Genomic DNA, 16,544 nt, shown 5'->3' with positions numbered 1-16,544 from the left:
ATTTCGTTCGGGCTGGTTAGGGCCTGTGGAACAGGTGCCCAGCTTGCAGCGTGAGCTGGGCTACCCGAAGCTAACGCACGCGGCATTGACGTTGCGGAGAGGTACGCGGGCGCCCATGCGTCAATCACGAATGCAATCGGTCTAAGTTCGCCTACTGAAGCGATCCGATCGCTTCCTTCCGATAGCGGTTAGGGTCGACCAGAGTGGCTTCCAGATCGCAGTCTCGATAAGTTCGGCGGGCGCGGCGAGCAGTCGTCAATAGGAGTCACGACGACATGTTATTGCATCCGCGGAACTGCCCGCAGGACAGCATATCGACGCTGCCGCGGCCATCTATTCAACTGTGACCGATTTGGCAAGATTGCGCGGCTGATCCACGTCCGTCCCCATGACGACGGCGGTATGATAGGCTAACAATTGTACCGCGACGGCATAAACCATGGGCGTAAAGCTTGCAGCCATATCTGGTAAAACAATGGTCATGAGCGTATCCACCGTCGCTTCCGAGGCGCCCCTTGCATCGGTGATCAAGATGATGTTGCCGCCTCGAGCGGCGACTTCTTGCATGTTCGAGACGGTTTTCTCGAAGACCCCGTCGTAGGGCGCGATCACCACCACGGGCACTGTCTCATCGATCAATGCAATCGGTCCATGCTTGAGTTCGCCGGCGGCGTAGCCTTCTGAGTGGATATAGGAGATTTCTTTCAGCTTGAGCGCGCCCTCCAAGGCCAGGGGCGCCGATGTGCCTCGGCCGAGATAGAGCACGTCGCTCGACTTGGCAACATCACGCGCGAGTTTCTCGATCTGCGGCTCGACCAATAGCGCTGCAGCAATCAGTCGCGGCACTTCGATAAGTTCGCGTACAAGCCTCGATTCATCGATCTCGGATAGCTTACCGCGCTCTTTGGCTGCTGCGACGGCAAGGGTCGCCATCACCGCCAGCTGGCAGACGAATGCCTTGGTGGAGGCCACGCCGATTTCTGGACCCGCTAGCGTCGGCAGCACGGATTCACTCTCGCGCGCGATGGTCGACGTCGGGACATTGACCACGGATATCGTGTGCAGGCCTTGGCTCTTGGCATAGCGCAACGCGGCCAGTGTGTCGGCCGTTTCCCCGGACTGCGAGATGACGATCGCGAGATCGCCCCGGCGCAAAGGCGCCTCCCTGTAGCGGAACTCGGACGCCACGTCGACTTCGACAGGCAGGCGGGCCAGCCGTTCAAACCAGTATTTGGCAATGTAGCCAGCATAGCTCGCCGTGCCGCACGCTGTAACTGAGATGCGCTGAATAGAATTGAAGTCGAACGGTAGTGTGAGCGGCAGGACTACGCGCTCGGCTGCCATATCGAGATAATGCGCCAATGTCTGTCCGACCATAGTCGGCTGCTCGTGGATTTCCTTTGCCATGAAGTGACGATAGTTCGCCTTGTCCACCAGGAGTGACGACGCGCTAGACTTGGATGTTTCCCGATGGACGACAGTCCCGTCTGCGTCATAGATCACGCAGACCGCGCGGGTAAGCACGGCCCAGTCGCCGTCCTCAAGGTAAGTAATGGCATCGGTCAAGGGCGCGAGTGCGATCGCGTCCGATCCTAAATACACTTCGCCGGGACCATGCCCAATCGCAAGGGGCGATCCCTTGCGCGCACCGATCAAAAGATCCTCATGGCCTTTGAACAGAAATGCCAGAGCGAAAGCTCCGCGCAGCCGTGGCAGCGAGGCTTGTACCGCATCCTGCGGCGAGTAGCCATTCTTGAGGTAGGATTCGACGAGATGCGCCACCACCTCGGTATCCGTCTCTGAGCTAAAATGAGCTCCATTCCGCTCCAGTTCGGCTCGCAGCGCGTGGAAATTTTCAATGATACCGTTGTGAACGACCGCGACATTTTCCGTCGCATGCGGATGAGCATTACTCTCGGTCGGTTTTCCATGAGTTGCCCAGCGGGTGTGACCAATGCCGCTATGACCCGACGGCGGACAATGGCGTAGCCGTTCCTCAAGGTTTCTCAACTTACCTTTAGCGCGCCGGCGCTCGATACGGAGACCCTCAAGCGTCGCTACGCCAGCGGAGTCATAGCCACGATATTCCAGTCGCTTCAGCGAAGCGACCAATTGCCCAGCGACCGGACCACGCGCCAAGATGCCGACTATTCCACACATATTGATCGATACAGCCCAGGTTCAAAGAGTCAGGCGTTCCCACAGAGGGACCCATGGAATCTGCCTACCCGACGGTCATAGGTATCAAGCTCTCAATTTATTGCGGCTTCATGTGTCGCCGCATTCGCAAGTGCGGGCTCGGTCTATTTCAACCATCATCGCTTTCTCCGGCCACGCTCTGCTTTTGGTTGCCTCCATCGAATACAAACAGCGATGACTGCGAATGGCGTGCCTCCTTAGAGGTGAGCCCGATATGCGGGCACGGTTGCGTGACTGAGTTCGGTATCCAATTCCGACACAAACAGACTCTTCGCTCGAAGGCGACGGCAACTGTCACCATCGCGTGGTATGCCCGCTGCGAAGATAGATCGCGCAAGCGGCTAGGCTTCATGGATGGGGGAACTCTGGGCCAGATCGGCAGACCATTCATTCCAGAGTGAAGCGTCATCTCCTATTTGGCTCATCATCTCTGATGAGCCATTCACGACTCTTCAGCTCAAATCCCAACAAGGCGAGCGGCGATGCGGCCGATCCGGTTAGCAGCCGACGCGGGGTCAATGGTCCTGACGCCTCACTGAGGATCTCCTCGAGAACCCTGCTCCTTCGGGCTGCTAGAAAGATGCAGCCTCACCGTGCTTTCCACATGTCTGCTATCGGTGTATTACGCAGCCGCTCTCGTGTGGATCGTCTTTGTCGTTACTCGTCGGGATATGAGACTAAACGATTGCATCGAACTCTCTATTGTACGAACGTAAGCTATCGATATCGAAACGTTCGAAGAACTATACCAACGTTTGCCATTCTTTCTTATTCGGTCTTGCGTCGGGTTACACTTATTGAAAGAAGCGCTAGGGCCGACGACCCTATTGGCCAGATTGCGTGCTCTGTTTGGAAGTCAAGGTACGGGAGCTTTGTAGAATAAGATATCGAGGCCCAAGCTCATTGTGCGCATGGCGTAATTTCCGGTAAGGGCGTCGGCAACTCTCCTCAGCAAACCACTCCGCCGGCTATGGCGAGACTAAGCGAATATAACGTGCGCAAGATAGACAAGGAACATGGAACATCGGCATCATCTCGTTGGAAACATCGCCCGAGCAGTATCCGGCTGCGCATGATGGCGTTTGTCGTCCGGCTTGTTCGGTTCGGATTGTGGACATTCAACTCAATGGTACCCGCTCTCCAGTCGAGTAAATCAACGTATATAGTGTGCATTTCCATATGATGTGTATGACTAGAGCTAATGATCGTTCTCCTCTAATTGCGGGTGGTGCGGGCTTGCGCATCTAGATATCGCGAGAAAGCGCTCCGCAACGCGCGTTTCAAGGGGGCGCTTTTTTTTCCAGCGCAACTAAGAGAGACCATGGCGGCTCAGGACTCACAAGGGCGCATTGCGCTGATCACCGGCATCACCGGGCAGGACGGCGCGTATCTCGCCGAATATCTGCTCGGTCTCGGCTACACCGTGCACGGGATCAAGCGCCGGTCGTCCTCGTTCAACACCGCGCGCGTCGACCATCTCTACCAGGATCCGCATGCCGGCAACGTGCCGTTCCTGATGCACTATGGCGACATGACCGATTCGACCAATCTGATCCGCCTGGTGCAGCAGATCCGGCCGACCGAGATCTACAACCTCGCCGCCCAGAGCCACGTCCAGGTCAGTTTCGAGAGCCCGGAATACACCGCCAATGCCGATGCGATCGGCGTGCTGCGGCTACTAGAGGCGATTCGCATCCTCGGCATGGAAAGGGAAACTCGGTTCTACCAGGCTTCGACCTCGGAGCTCTACGGGCTCGTGCAGGAGGTGCCGCAGAAGGAGACCACGCCGTTCTATCCGCGCTCGCCCTATGGCGTCGCCAAGCTCTACGGTTACTGGATCACGGTGAACTACCGCGAGGCCTATGGCATGTTCGCCAGCAACGGCATCCTGTTCAACCATGAGAGCCCGATCCGCGGCGAGACCTTCGTGACGCGCAAGATCACCCGCGCCGTTGCCCGCATCGAGGTCGGCCTCGAGAACAAGCTCTATCTCGGCAATCTCGATGCCAAGCGCGACTGGGGCCACGCCCGCGACTATGTCGAGGGCATGCACAGGATCCTGCAGGTGGACGAGCCCGGCGACTTCGTGCTTGCGACCGGCGAGACGCGGTCGGTCCGCGAGTTCGTCGAGCTGGCGTTTGCCGAGGTCGGCCGCAGCATCGAATGGCGCGGCAAGGGCGTCGAGGAGGTCGGTGTCGACAAGGCGTCCGGCCGGACCCTGGTGCAGATCGACCCGACTTATTTCCGCCCGACCGAGGTCGATCTTCTGATCGGCGACGCCAGCAAGGCGCGCGCGAAACTCGGCTGGGCGCCGAAGACGCCGTTCGCGCAACTGGTGAAGGAAATGGTTGCCAGCGATCTCGTCGAGGCCAGGCAGGACGCGGCCAATGGCAAGCACGGCGTTTGAGCTGAAGGGCAAGACCGTCTTCGTTGCCGGCCATCGCGGCATGGTCGGCTCGGCGCTGATGCGCCGGCTGGCGCGCGAGGAGGCCGATCTCCTGACGGTGTCGCGCAGCGAGGTCGACCTGCGCGACCAGGCCGCGGTCAACGCCTGGTTTGCCGCGAAGCGGCCGCAGGCCGTATTCCTCGCCGCCGCCAAGGTCGGTGGCATCGTCGCCAACAACACGCTGCGCGCTGAGTTTCTCTACGAGAATCTGGCGATATCGACCAATGTAATCCAGGCAGCGCACGCCAATGGATGCGAGAAGCTGATGTTCTTCGGTTCGTCCTGCATCTATCCGCGCCTGGCGCCGCAGCCGCTGCGCGAGGATTCGATGCTGACCGGCCCGCTGGAGCCGACCAACGAGCCCTATGCCATCGCCAAGATCGCCGGCATCAAGATGGCCGAGGCCTATCGCAGCCAGTACGGCGCCGATTTCATCAGCGTGATGCCGACCAATCTTTACGGCCCCGGCGACAATTATCACCCCGAATACAGCCACGTCGTCGCCGCGCTGATCCGCCGCTTCCACGAGGCCAAGGTTTCGGGCGCGGGCAACGTCGCGGTGTGGGGCACCGGCACGCCGCGCCGCGAATTCCTCTATGTCGACGATCTCGCCGACGCCTGCGTCCATCTGATGAAGACCTATTCCTCGCCCGAACTGATCAATATCGGCACCGGCGAGGACATCACCATCGCCGAATTCGCACTCATGGTCGCGGCCGCCGTCGGTTTTCGTGGTGAGATCAGCTTCGACACCTCGCGCCCGGACGGCACGCCGCGCAAGCTGCTCGACGTCGGCCGGCTGGCGAGGCTCGGCTGGCGCGCCACCACCTCGCTCGAGGACGGCATTCAGCTAGCGTACCGGGCGTATCTCGCCGACAGCAAATGGACGGTACCTTAGTGAACTGGTAGTCCCGACAGCGGGTGCAAGCAGACCCATCCGAGCATCAGCGGACATTGGATATTCCAGCCTGGCTGCCCCCGGCCACCGCGGAAAGATTAACCTTGCCGCGCGTTGCCCAACGGTATTCATCAACAATAGCGCTCAGTTGGATGTCCGATCACCCGAGTGACTCGCATATCCTAGTTACGGCTCAGCCAACCAACTTGCAGGAAAAGAGGAATGGCCGTGATCGAGGCGTACCGTTCTACTGCTAACGTGTAGACCTGATCGACTCTCAGCCTCTAACGCCGCCCCCCGTCTCTCTCGACTAACGAGCCTTAACGACCCTCTGTCATCACCATCCGCGCCGACAACGTGACGACGCACATGAGCGCACCCAACATTGCGAACGCCAAAGGCAAGCCAGTCATGTGTGCGACGAGCCCGATGCCAGCGGGACCCACTAGTATACCCGCGTAGCCAGCTGTCGTGATGACCGCGATCGCAATGCCTACCGGCATCACCTTCTGTTTGCCGGCGCGTCGACACAGTACGGGTACAACATTTGAAATGCCCAATCCAATAAGCAGGAACCCCACCATGGCAATCAGCGCAACCGGCGCGGCGACCACAGCCAAGAAACCTATCATGATCGGCAGAGTTCCGAGCATCAATGTGGCACGGTCGCCGATTCGCTCCACAACGGCATCTCCGCCGAGACGCCCTGCGGTCATCGCGATGGCGAAGAGCATACATCCAAGACCTCCGTGCGCCTCCGTGAGAAGATCTTCCCCAACGAGAAGCAAAGCGCTCCAATCAAGCATTGCACCTTCGACAAGAAAAGTGATAGCCGCGAGCGCAGCTATTAGCAGCACACTGCGATGGGGCAAGACAAACAATGGCCCCTGCTGTCTCAAGCTCGCCGCAGTCAACCGCAGCCAGGCCGACGTTATCGCGATCATCATAAACGTCGAACAGACCAACGTCGACAAAAGTGGACCAAGCTGAAGCGAGAGAAACAGGGTCACGGCAGCAGAGCCGGTGAATTCTCCAATGCTGTAATGGGCATGGAAGCCGGACATCAACGGACGGCCGGTGGCGCGCTCCAATTCGATTGCATAAATGTTCATGGCTACATCGATTGAACCGAGTGAAAAGCCGAAAGCAAACAGCGTGGTACCCAGCGCAAGAGGTGTCCCGGCGATAGCTAGCCAGGGCAGGATAAGCACGAGGCCGAGTCCGCCCAGGAGGATAATGGGCTTGCTGCCGTACCGCGCGTTCGACACGCTGGTCAGAAGCATAGCCACAACGGATCCAGTTCCGAGACATAGCAGCAGAAGACCAAGCATGCGGTCGTCTACCGCGAGCCGCTCCTTGGCAAGCGGCACCAACGGCGCCCATGCCGCGAGGCCAAATCCGGCGACAAAAAACGCAAGCCGCGTCCCAAGCAGGCTGGCAGCCCAATTGGCAGATGGTATCACTGGCACTCCTGAGAGAACGGGCTCGTAAGCGCGGCGCCCCTCATCCTGCGTGCGTCGCCTGCAAGCGGCCGCAACTCGACGATGATGCCTCATGTTGACATTCTCATCTCTGCAAATGCGATGCCATCGCAAAAGCTCGGGCCACCTCAAAAGGTGCGAGCGTCAAAGAGGAGTGATCGTCAAGCAACCCGGATGCGTATTTCGGCCTATCTTTCTCGGATGAGCAACCCCTTACGAAGACGCCAGCCTTTGCCTATCTCTGACAGTCAGAGGCGCAACAGCTCAAGATCCCTTTGTCACATAGCGTACAAAAGTCGTCGGCACGCGTCCTTGTGTGTATTTCGAGGAGAAGGCTACGGCTGGCGCGAACACGGCCGCAACTTCCACGGCAGCGCTTGTCCATTCCACCGAGCATTGCCGCTGACGCTAGCATCTTTACGAACGCTCGAGGCAGTTCCGACCTTGAAGGGCGAGAATCACAAGGCTGGTATTCGGATCGTCAGCTAGCAGCTTAATGCCGATTTTGCATCGCTCCTCGTACACGCAGGCCGTAATCCAGATCGGCAGAATTGAGCATTTCACGTGCCAGCCCGAAGCTGGCGGGCAACCTGTGTAAAGAAGGAATGCGACCCGGCTGCTTTTTGGCAGCAGATTCGATGATCAACGCACAATGAGCGGCGTTGCCATCGATGACGGACGAGAGGGCGACTCGATGTGTTTGTGCCTCGAGTGTGATGCTTTTTCGATCAGCGCCCCGCTGGCACCGATCACAAGCATTTCGAATGGCACGGCGGCAACATCTGCGGATTGTCGTGGAGCAATCAGCCAGTTGTCATGCCTTACTGACCGGGCCACATCGGCTCGCGCGCAGTTCATCGATTGCCTTCGCTATCGGGCTCGCGCGTTCGATACTGAGGCGCCCGCCGACATCGTTCAAGCGCTCATATCCGCAGCTCGCCGAGATCGTCGCTCTGACCAAGTCGGACTGTGCGTGGTCAAGAACGAGTATAGCAGGCATAGATCGATCAGTATCGTCGTCGCCATCACGCTATAAGCCCAGGCGCTCTGCACTAGGTCGAGCTCGATCAGCACCCGTGACAAACCGAACCCCACTATCCAAGCATCAAAGCTCATGCAGATGCGTCGGAATATCTCCGGATCTAGCCGGCGGATCGCGTAGGATCCCAGCGGGATACCCAGCACAACACTAGGTATAAAGGCATAGAGCAGGCTGCCGCTCTCGGAGATGAACAGGCCTAGCTTGTAATAGACGAAGGCAGTAACGCTCGATTCAACCACGCGAACCAAGGCTAGACCGGCGCGAAATTCGTTTTTGACCAGGCCCTGGTTGTTAAACAACATCGCCAGAGGCGGACCGGAGATGGTCGTCACCGAATAGAGGATGCCTAGCATCGACCCGAATGGCAGACCGACCAGCCAGCTTGCTTCGATAGGGCGGCGCCAACCCGCGGCTTGCAGCAGGATAAGAGGCAGTATGATCGTGTAGGTAGCGAATTTGATCCAGCCCGGCTGAAATGAGGTCAACGCATAGCCGCCGAGCGCAATGCCAGGCAAAAGTCCAAGCAAGATGGGAAACACTCGTCTCCAAACCGCCGGCACACCCTTCAGATTGATGAGAAGGACGTAGACGTTGACGAAGACCTCGATGATAACAATGGCGGGATTAAGAATGCGATTGGTGTAGAAAACAAGCGCAAGGGGTACCGTGAGCGACGAAAACCCGTAGCCGATGGCTCCATTTACAAAGGCCGCAAAACACGTCGTTGCGGCCAGAAAAAGCATAGCTGCATCAAACTCAGGCATTTCGATAACTTTCGCACTTGGGAGGCGTCGGACCATGCATCAGCGAATCAGACCTTAAAAGTGGCATCACGATTGCGGCAGATTCTGACCACTTGCTCGACGGCTCAGGCCGCCTTCATAGTGGCAGTGGACGTAGTCAAGCGCATCGGTTCAAAGTCTGCTCCTATTATCGATTTCGGTTGAGAAGCCATGCTGTACTTCCCACTACCTGACTGCAATCGTTCAGCCAATAAGGTGGCCGCACGGAGTAAATAGTTCTTCTTCTAGAGGCGTCGGGATAATGGCAGACCCAACCTTTTCATCAGGGGAGAACGAATTCTCTCTGCCGCGGCGAGTTCTAGCTTGGGCGTCCCGCCGCCGCGAATGTTCGCAATTCACTGCGGCGGAGCAGCAACGCATTGGTGTCGTGTTTTTCGCCGAGCACCTATGCTCGGCAGCACAGCCATGAATATCTCGATGTGCAAGGGTGCATGAAGCCGTCCCAGGCTCGGTCGCTCACACACCGGCGCAATCGTATTTCTTGGCGATCTAGTCCTTCAGCGCCGGCGAACGATGGATCGAGACGAGCGCAGCAAACCGGGATCATTCTTCGGTCCCGTCACGAATTTCGGTCCCATCAAATCGCCACGGTCGGCGGGTCACGCGTCTATCAAGAGCAGCAATCGAGCCAACTTGGATTGATTTTAGCGTCATTGCTTCGCCAGCTGGGCATCAGCGGCTCCGGTGAGGTCGAGCTCGGCGTCTTTCTTCTCGTGATCGGCACTCGCGTCGGCGCGGTGATCGGATGCGATCGCGACATAGACCGCCGGCAACACGAAGAGCGTGAACAGCGTGCCGACAGACATACCGGCGACGATCACGAGCCCGATCGAGAAGCGGCTCGCGGCTCCGGCTCCCGTTGCGGTCAACAAGGGTATCAGGCCCGTGACCATCGCCGCCGTAGTCATCAAGATTGGACGAAGTCGGACGCGCGCCGCCATCTCTATCGCCGAGCGACGGTCGAGTCTCTGCCTGAGTTGCAGCTCATTTGCGAACTCAACCATCAGGATGCCGTGCTTGGAAATCAAGCCAACAAGCGTCAGCAATCCGACCTGGGTGTAGATGTTCATCGTCGCCCAGCCAAAGAATAGCGGTATCAAGGCGCCGACGATTGCCATCGGCACACTGATCATAATGATGATGGGATCGCGCAGACTTTCGAACTGCGCCGCGAGCACCAAGAATATGACGATCAGTGCAAATGCGAACGTGATGGCCAGCTGGTTACCCTCGTGCACATATTGTCGGGCGTCCGCAAGGAAGTCGTGGCTGAAGCCTGCAGGCAGCTTTTGTGCCTCCGCCTCCAGGAAGTCCACGGCTTGACCGATCGTGACGCCAGGCATCGGCACGGCCTGAAAGGTCGCGCAGTTGAGCTGGTTGTAGTGGGTGAGCGCGTTCGGATCAGTCGCAGTCTCGACCGAGACGACGGTAGACAGCGGAAGCATCGAGCCCGTCGCAGTCTTCAAATAATAGTTCCCGACCGCTTCCGGGGCCAGGCGTTTCTCACGCGGCACCTGCGGAATCACCTCGTAGGAGCGACCCTGCAGATTGAAGCGATTGATATAGTTTCCGCCAAGTAGGATGGCGAGCGCGTTACCGACATTCTGCATGGTGATGCCAAGATCGTTGGCCTTGGATCGATCGACCTTGATTCGCACCACCGGCTGGTTGAACTCGAGATCAGAGTCGCTGATCATGAACAGGCCGCTCTTGCGCGCGGCGTCCTTCAGTTTCGACATCTGCTCGTAGACAGATTGGAAGCCGAGCGTCGAATTGATCACCATCTGCACTGGCAGACCGTCCGATCCGCCCGGAAGTGCCGGCAAGCTAAAAGCAAATGCGTTGATACCTTCGATTTTGGACAGCTCGGCTTGGAGCAGGGACTTAAGAACTATCGACGATCGATTGCGCTCGTCCCATGGCTTGAGCAACATGCCGGCCATACCCGCCTGCGAACCGCCACTACCGTTGAGCACGAAGCTCAAATCGGTCTCGGAAAACTTCCGAAGCGCCTTTTCGAGCTTGGCGCCGTAATAGTCGAGATAGTCAATATTGGCGTATTTCGGCGCCTTGGTTAGTGCGAATACAATCCCTTGATCCTCCTCCGGCGCGAGTTCCTTGGAAGTGTTCACGCAGAGAAAGCCGACGAGGCCCAGCATGGTCACGGCAAACAGCCCGGTAATTGGGCGATAGTCGAGCGAGCGGTCGAGCTTGCGGCCGTACCAGCGTGTCATGGCGCCGAACACACGGTTCACAAATCTAGCAAACCGTCCCTCCTCAGCGCCCCTCAGGAAGACCGAGCACATCATGGGCGATAGCGTCAAAGCGATCACGCCCGACACGATCACCGCCCCCGCCAGTGTAAACGCGAACTCGCGGAACAGCGCACCGGTGAGGCCACTAAGAAAGCCGATGGGGGCGTATACGGCGGCCAACGTAATCGTCATGGAGACTACGGGGCCGACGATCTCGCGCGCGCCTCTCGCAGCAGCCTGCGGGGGCGGCGCACCTTCTTCTAGATGGCGGTGAATGTTCTCTACCACGACGATCGCGTCGTCGACCACGAGACCGATCGCGAGCACCATCGCAAGGAGGGTAAGCAGATTGAACGAAAACCCGAGCGCCAGCATCATGCTGCAGACACCGACGAGCGACAACGGAATAGTGACGACAGGAATGATGACCGACCGCAGCGAGGCCAGGAAAAGGAAGATCACTACCACTACTATCACGACCGCCTCAATGAGCGTCTTCTCGACTTCATCGATCGACGATTGAATGAATTTGGTGGAGTCGTAGGCCACTTTCATCTTCAGTGATGGCGGCAGGTTACGCTCCATTTCCGGAAACATCGCCCGAACGCCTCGCGCTATGCTTAGCGGATTGCCTTGCGGGCTTGCCCGCACGCCGATGAAGACCGCGTGCTCGCCGTTCATGGAGACGCTGACGTCTGCGGTCTGCGCGGCAAGCTCGATTGTCGCAATATCCTCCATGCGCACGAAGCCGCGGTCTTGAGCTTTGACAATCATGCGCTTGAAGTCATCGACACTCCGCAGGTCGGTGTTTGTCGTGACATCAGAGACAGTGAAATAGCCCTTGGTCTGGCCGGCCGCGGTCTGGAAGTTGTTGGCGGCGATTGCAGCCGAAACATCAGCAGGCGACACGCCGTGCCCCGCCATTTTCGCAGCATCGAGCCATAGCCGCATCGCAAAACTTTGGCCGCCCAGGATGTCTGCCGCCGCGACGCCGTCTACCGTAGACATAACCGGTTGCACGACGCGCGAGAGATAATCGGAGATCGCGCTGGCCGTCAGCTCCTCGCTGGAGAAGGCGATGTACATGACAGCGGTTGCCTGACCGGTTGATTTAGTGACAACCGGATCGTTTGATTCCTTCGGGATCAAATATTTGACTGAGTTGACCTTAGACAGCACCTCGGTGAGTGCCTCATTGGGATCAAAATTGAGCTTGATGTAGGCTTGGATCGTTGAGGTACCGAGCACCGACGAGGAAGTGACGTAGTCGACGCCCTCTGCCGAAGCGACGGCCTGCTCCAGGGGAGTGGTGATGAACCCCTGGATCATGTCGGCGGATGCGCCAGGATAGGATGTCGTGATATTGACGACTGTATTGGATAGCTTGGGATACTGGCGGATCGGTAAAACGGCGGCAGCGCGAAGGCCGATCAGCAGGATCAGAAGACTGACGACGATAGACAACACCGGACGTTTGATGAAAAGCTCGGTAAACGCCATCTCGACTCGCATTCAAAGAGGGTGACGCAAATTCGCTAGCAAGCCGCGCTACGGCCATCGTCATTAAACGGCGGCTGCGGCTAAGCCCCTATGGACGGAAGCGGAAACGCCCGGTCTAAAGGCTCGCGGCTTCCCAAGCAGAGAGCCCAACCCTTTGCTTCCTCCGCTCTGGTTACTTGGATGAACGTCAGCCCTGCTATTGTGATCGCTGATCGCGATCTCGAATAAGAGAGCGCCTTCGATAAAGACCCAAGTCTTTTGCGTGCAATCATCGAGAGTCCCCCTCAAGATGTGGCGGTGGGCTCACGTGTTTCCATTTATTCTTGTCCTCGGGTCTGAACGGGACGCAAACGACTTCCTGCAGCGAATCAAGTCAGCTTGATGCCTCGACCGTTCGATCGACGCCTGACTTCGACATCGAAAGTAGAAGCAACCTGGCGGATGCTCAACTCTACAAAGGTAAGCGGGTGATATCGAATGGGCTGCAAATCCTATACCAAGGTTTGTCAACACGAACGCCGGTCGCTACCGCGCGAGACTTGTGACGTTGCTTGACAGAAAGTTCGCGGTCAAATTCGACCAAGTGAGTTGAACCAGTGACTTTGCCACAGACGAATTGGCCTGCTGATTCAACTCACGTCGCCCGCTCACATGACGATGCATATACGTGCGCCAAAACAGGTTTGAGGGTCGAATTCGAGCCTCGAGCTGCAGAACAGAAAGGAACGCCTGCGGAGAAATCCGAAGCTCTGCATGGCTCGACCTTGCCGGAGCGCCAAACAAATTGTAGACGATGTGGCGCGCCGCCACTTCAGCAGCGGGGCCTGTAGCTCAATGGTTAGAGCCGGCCGCTCATAACGGTCTGGGTGCAGGTTCGAATCCTGCCGGGCCCACCAACGAGATCAAATGATGCGCTTGGCTGAACAGCCATTTCGTTTCGTGGACCGGCTGCTCCCTTTGCGCTTTTCACAGCACAGCGCCTGTCATCCCTCTCGCGTTCCCAATGAGTCGTATCGATTGGCTCACACTCACCAACATCAACGCCGTGCTGCGTTAGCCTATCGGCCGATCCTCTGCCGACTATTCTCCGGGCCTATGGATTCTTCGTTTGCCGAATCCGCAGACGAATTGGGGCAGATGATATCATTATAGCGACATTTATAAACTTGGTGATCACGGAAGCCGGTAGGATTAAGGCCAAGTGATGCGAGATGACGAGGAGGTACGACTTGGAAATCTTGTCTGGTCGCTGCATCCAGAAGCCAAAGAGGCCGCCAACTGTGGCGTCTCGATCTCACATGAATATTGCAATCGCTGCGATAGCAATAGGACTCAGCCCCAGCCCCACAATGCTCGCCTTATAAAGAAGGTCGTTGGTCATGACACAACCCCTGCGTGGGGTTGAAATTTAGCTCCGGATAACGGGGGACCAAAGTGCAGTTTGTGCCGCGGCCAGGAAATTATTCGTGCGCTAGATGAGACAAGCGGCCAACTGGGCCTTACTGTTCTTCCGGTCTTGGAGATCAGTATCGGGCTTGCCTAAAAGCCGGAGTGACAAGCGTCTTAATCGCTCGGACCTGGCGATCTGCTCCCTCGCAAGCTCGTTGCCGGCATCGATACGCCGTTTCATCGCGTCAAATCGAGCAAGCTGAAACCGGTAATAATCATCCCCCATGGCAGATCGCGCCTCACAGGAAGTTATGGAGCCAGAATATCTGCTGGATGTCTCGGCAGTCGTACTGCGAACTTCCGCCAAGTTATCTCTCGTGCACTCCATTCGGCAGCTCGAAGCAATTTCAAGGACGTGGCGCCCGCTTCGGCGCGCCTGCTTAGTGAGCCAAACAGGGAGAGCGAACAAGGTGAACTCTAATGCGTTGCGGGCCGAGACGTGACGGTCGGCAGCATCTCGTCGCCATCATGAGCAAGAGGGTCTGATCTGGAGTCAGCCGGGAGCTTGAGGTGCATCCGACAGGCGAGACCTGCAGGCTCGAAGACCATTTCCGTGCCGCCGCCGAACTGTTCCAGCGCGCGTGAGAGCAGGCGCAGGCCGAAGCCCCGCTTCGTCGGAGGTATCACGGGCGGGCCGCCCGCCTCCCGCCACTCGATCCTGAGAATCTCGTCCGACATGCTCGAACGCAGGACGACGCGGCCGTCGGGCATCGAAAGGGAACCGTATTTCGCCGAATTGGTCGCGAGCTCATGCACCAGCAACGCGATGGTCAAGGCATATTTCGGGGCAAGCAGAACATTGGGACCATCTATCGTTACCCGCGATGCCACATACGGGCCGAGCTCGGTTTCGGCGATGTCGCGCGTGAAGGCTCCTCGACCGTTGGCATCCTCGATCAGCTGGTCGGTGGCGGTGAGGGCCTGGAGCCGGGCCAGAATGTCCGTCCGAACCTGGGGCTGATCGCGCAGCTGTACACTGATGATCGCCTGAATCGTCGCAATCTTGTTCTTCAGGCGATGCGCCAACTCCTGTACGGCGAGTTGACGGAGATGTTCCTCGTCCTCGAGCCGCTTCGCCAGCCGGCGGAAATAGTCGGCGGCGTAGATCATCAGAACGGAAAGGACGGCAAACGTGATCAGCGTAATGACGTCCCCGCGGCGCTCCAGCGAAAAGCTGTAGGCCGGCCCCATGAATGTCCACCAGACGATGAAGATGGCGGTGGTCGCAGCCAACGCCCCCGGGATGATCCCCGCGAGCAGCGCCGTCAGCGCCACGGCGGGATAGTAGCCTGCGAGCGGCGATGCCTTCGGATCCAACCACAGGAGCCATATTTCGAACAGGGTGGCCCCGCCCGTGCAGAACAGAGCGAACGCGTAGGCCTGGATGGAGCCATGAGGGATATGTCGACGCACGCGGGCGAAGACAGCGTCGAGAACTGCGGTCAGGCTTTTTAGACCGGTTTGCTCCATCATTCGCAATCCGCTAAGTCCAATAACGTCCGAACCGTATCAGACTGTCAACGAGGGTAAAGTTGCGCCGCACTTGCTCAGGGCGAGCACTTCTTCCCTATCGCCGCTCGTCTCGCCCCGCAGGGAGCCGCTATCACATTTTGCGGTGCAATGGCGGCGCCGTGAGCCATTCGGTCATTCGCGTTGCTTCTTCAATCCGCCTCGCCTGGCGCAGCAGATCTTCCCGTTCCTTGCCGGGAGGGAGCGACCGCGCTCGTTCCCGGTCGCGCCGGGCCTGCAGTGCCAGCCGCTCCTCCAGCCGGACCGTCTGCTTCGCGCGCCGCCGCTTCTTGACCGGCTTCGATGGCAAGTCCTCCGAGGGCTCGCTCAGATCCCGCGGCAGATCGATGTCTTCCATTGTCCGCCTCCTATCCGCGGTGCGTTCGACCGGAGGCGCATCGGCTTGCCGCCCGGCGGATTCCGCGATCCTTCATCCAACGCCCAAAGTGCTTCGAGGATCTCGTCGATGGTGACCGGCGCCTTTAATCCTTCGGGCGCCCGCAGCGACGGATAGGACGCGATTGCCGACGCGTCGGACGCCCATGAAGCCAGGATGGCGCGCTTCTCGGCAAGGCTGAGAGACAGGTGGGAGACCACATCCCGCGGATGTTCGAATGCGGTGCCGGGATGAAGAAGAGCATTGAGTTCGACTAAGTTATCGTAATGAGTCGTTCGTGAAGAACTGGCGCCGGCGCCCGGCTTAAGCGGTGTTTCGAGCCGGGACGGTCTCGAAGAAGGCTCGGATGATGACACGCAAGAGCTCTGCGAGCCATCGCAGCAGCAGGCCGAAGTTATAGCCGGCAGCGGCGAGAACAGCGTTGATGCGGTCGCCGAGGCGTCCCTTGAGATAATTTCTGTCCATGCGGTGCTCGGCCTTGACGTGGCCGATGACGGGCTCGACAGCCGCGCGACGCTTCATCTCGCGACGGATGGAAGCTGTGACGCGGCGGACCTGACCCGAG

9 protein-coding genes, 1 tRNA gene and 1 pseudogene are annotated in these 16,544 nt (G+C 58.4%); 3 read left to right on the top strand and 8 right to left on the bottom strand.

Going from position 1 to position 16,544, the window contains the following annotated elements; all coding sequences use genetic code 11:
• Positions 1-333 precede the first annotated feature (333 nt).
• The gene (glmS, locus tag J6525_RS35265) at positions 334-2,160 is read right to left on the bottom strand and encodes a glutamine--fructose-6-phosphate transaminase (isomerizing) (RefSeq protein WP_225648098.1); all 1,827 of its coding nucleotides are present in this window, start codon (positions 2,158-2,160) and stop codon (positions 334-336) included.
• Positions 2,161-3,520: 1,360 nt separating this feature from the next.
• Here glmS and gmd point away from each other — a divergent pair.
• Positions 3,521-4,606, top strand: a complete 1,086-nt coding sequence (gene gmd / locus J6525_RS35260) for a GDP-mannose 4,6-dehydratase (RefSeq protein WP_225648097.1) — start codon at positions 3,521-3,523, stop codon at positions 4,604-4,606.
• Positions 4,587-5,543: a GDP-L-fucose synthase gene (gene fcl, locus J6525_RS35255; protein ID WP_283848661.1), complete on the top strand. Its 957-nt coding sequence runs from the start codon at positions 4,587-4,589 to the stop codon at positions 5,541-5,543. The genes gmd and fcl overlap by 20 nt, the downstream gene beginning before the upstream one ends.
• Positions 5,544-5,863: 320 nt before the next feature.
• Here fcl and J6525_RS35250 read toward each other — a convergent pair whose 3' ends face one another.
• The 3 genes from J6525_RS35250 to J6525_RS35240 form a co-directional block, all read right to left on the bottom strand.
• Positions 5,864-7,003, bottom strand: a complete 1,140-nt coding sequence (locus J6525_RS35250; RefSeq protein WP_200844615.1) for an MFS transporter — start codon at positions 7,001-7,003, stop codon at positions 5,864-5,866.
• Positions 7,004-7,939: 936 nt separating this feature from the next.
• The gene (locus tag J6525_RS35245; RefSeq protein WP_225648096.1) at positions 7,940-8,830 is read right to left on the bottom strand and encodes a sulfite exporter TauE/SafE family protein; all 891 of its coding nucleotides are present in this window, start codon (positions 8,828-8,830) and stop codon (positions 7,940-7,942) included.
• 689 nt (positions 8,831-9,519) lie between these two features.
• Positions 9,520-12,624 (bottom strand): efflux RND transporter permease subunit, encoded by a 3,105-nt coding sequence (locus J6525_RS35240; protein ID WP_225648095.1) that lies wholly within the window; start codon positions 12,622-12,624, stop codon positions 9,520-9,522.
• Between the two features lie 820 nt (positions 12,625-13,444).
• Here J6525_RS35240 and J6525_RS35235 point away from each other — a divergent pair.
• Positions 13,445-13,520: transfer RNA gene (locus J6525_RS35235), tRNA-Ile, on the top strand.
• A 970-nt stretch (positions 13,521-14,490) separates the two neighbouring features.
• Here the strand turns inward: J6525_RS35235 and J6525_RS35230 are convergent.
• The 4 genes and pseudogenes from J6525_RS35230 to J6525_RS35215 form a co-directional block, all read right to left on the bottom strand.
• Positions 14,491-15,546, bottom strand: a complete 1,056-nt coding sequence (locus J6525_RS35230) for a sensor histidine kinase (protein WP_225648094.1) — start codon at positions 15,544-15,546, stop codon at positions 14,491-14,493.
• Between the two features lie 130 nt (positions 15,547-15,676).
• The gene (locus tag J6525_RS35225; RefSeq protein WP_312010021.1) at positions 15,677-15,940 is read right to left on the bottom strand and encodes a hypothetical protein; all 264 of its coding nucleotides are present in this window, start codon (positions 15,938-15,940) and stop codon (positions 15,677-15,679) included.
• Positions 15,910-16,248 (bottom strand): annotated as a pseudogene (locus tag J6525_RS35220) (hypothetical protein); the annotation flags it as partial. The gene J6525_RS35225 and the pseudogene J6525_RS35220, both read right to left, overlap by 31 nt.
• A gap of 34 nt (positions 16,249-16,282) precedes the next feature.
• Positions 16,283-16,544 (bottom strand): transposase (locus J6525_RS35215; protein ID WP_512699755.1); only part of this gene is annotated, 262 nt, incomplete at its 5' end.

This window comes from Bradyrhizobium australafricanum (genome assembly GCF_020329495.1).
Classification (GTDB): domain Bacteria; phylum Pseudomonadota; class Alphaproteobacteria; order Rhizobiales; family Xanthobacteraceae; genus Bradyrhizobium; species Bradyrhizobium australafricanum.
The sequence above is the reverse complement of the archived record's forward strand: the minus strand, read 5'-3'. Positions and strand labels throughout refer to the sequence as shown.

Excerpts from the sequence above, each read along its gene's own strand:
- glmS (WP_225648098.1), bottom strand. The coding sequence starts at position 2,160 with ATGTGTGGAATAGTCGGCATCTTGGCGCGTGGTCCGGTCGCTGGGCAA.
- gmd (WP_225648097.1), top strand. The coding sequence starts at position 3,521 with ATGGCGGCTCAGGACTCACAAGGGCGCATTGCGCTGATCACCGGCATC.
- fcl (WP_283848661.1), top strand. The coding sequence starts at position 4,587 with ATGGCAAGCACGGCGTTTGAGCTGAAGGGCAAGACCGTCTTCGTTGCC.
- J6525_RS35245 (WP_225648096.1), bottom strand. The coding sequence starts at position 8,830 with ATGCCTGAGTTTGATGCAGCTATGCTTTTTCTGGCCGCAACGACGTGT.
- J6525_RS35240 (WP_225648095.1), bottom strand. The coding sequence starts at position 12,624 with ATGGCGTTTACCGAGCTTTTCATCAAACGTCCGGTGTTGTCTATCGTC.
- J6525_RS35230 (WP_225648094.1), bottom strand. The coding sequence starts at position 15,546 with ATGATGGAGCAAACCGGTCTAAAAAGCCTGACCGCAGTTCTCGACGCT.
- J6525_RS35225 (WP_312010021.1), bottom strand. The coding sequence starts at position 15,940 with ATGGAAGACATCGATCTGCCGCGGGATCTGAGCGAGCCCTCGGAGGAC.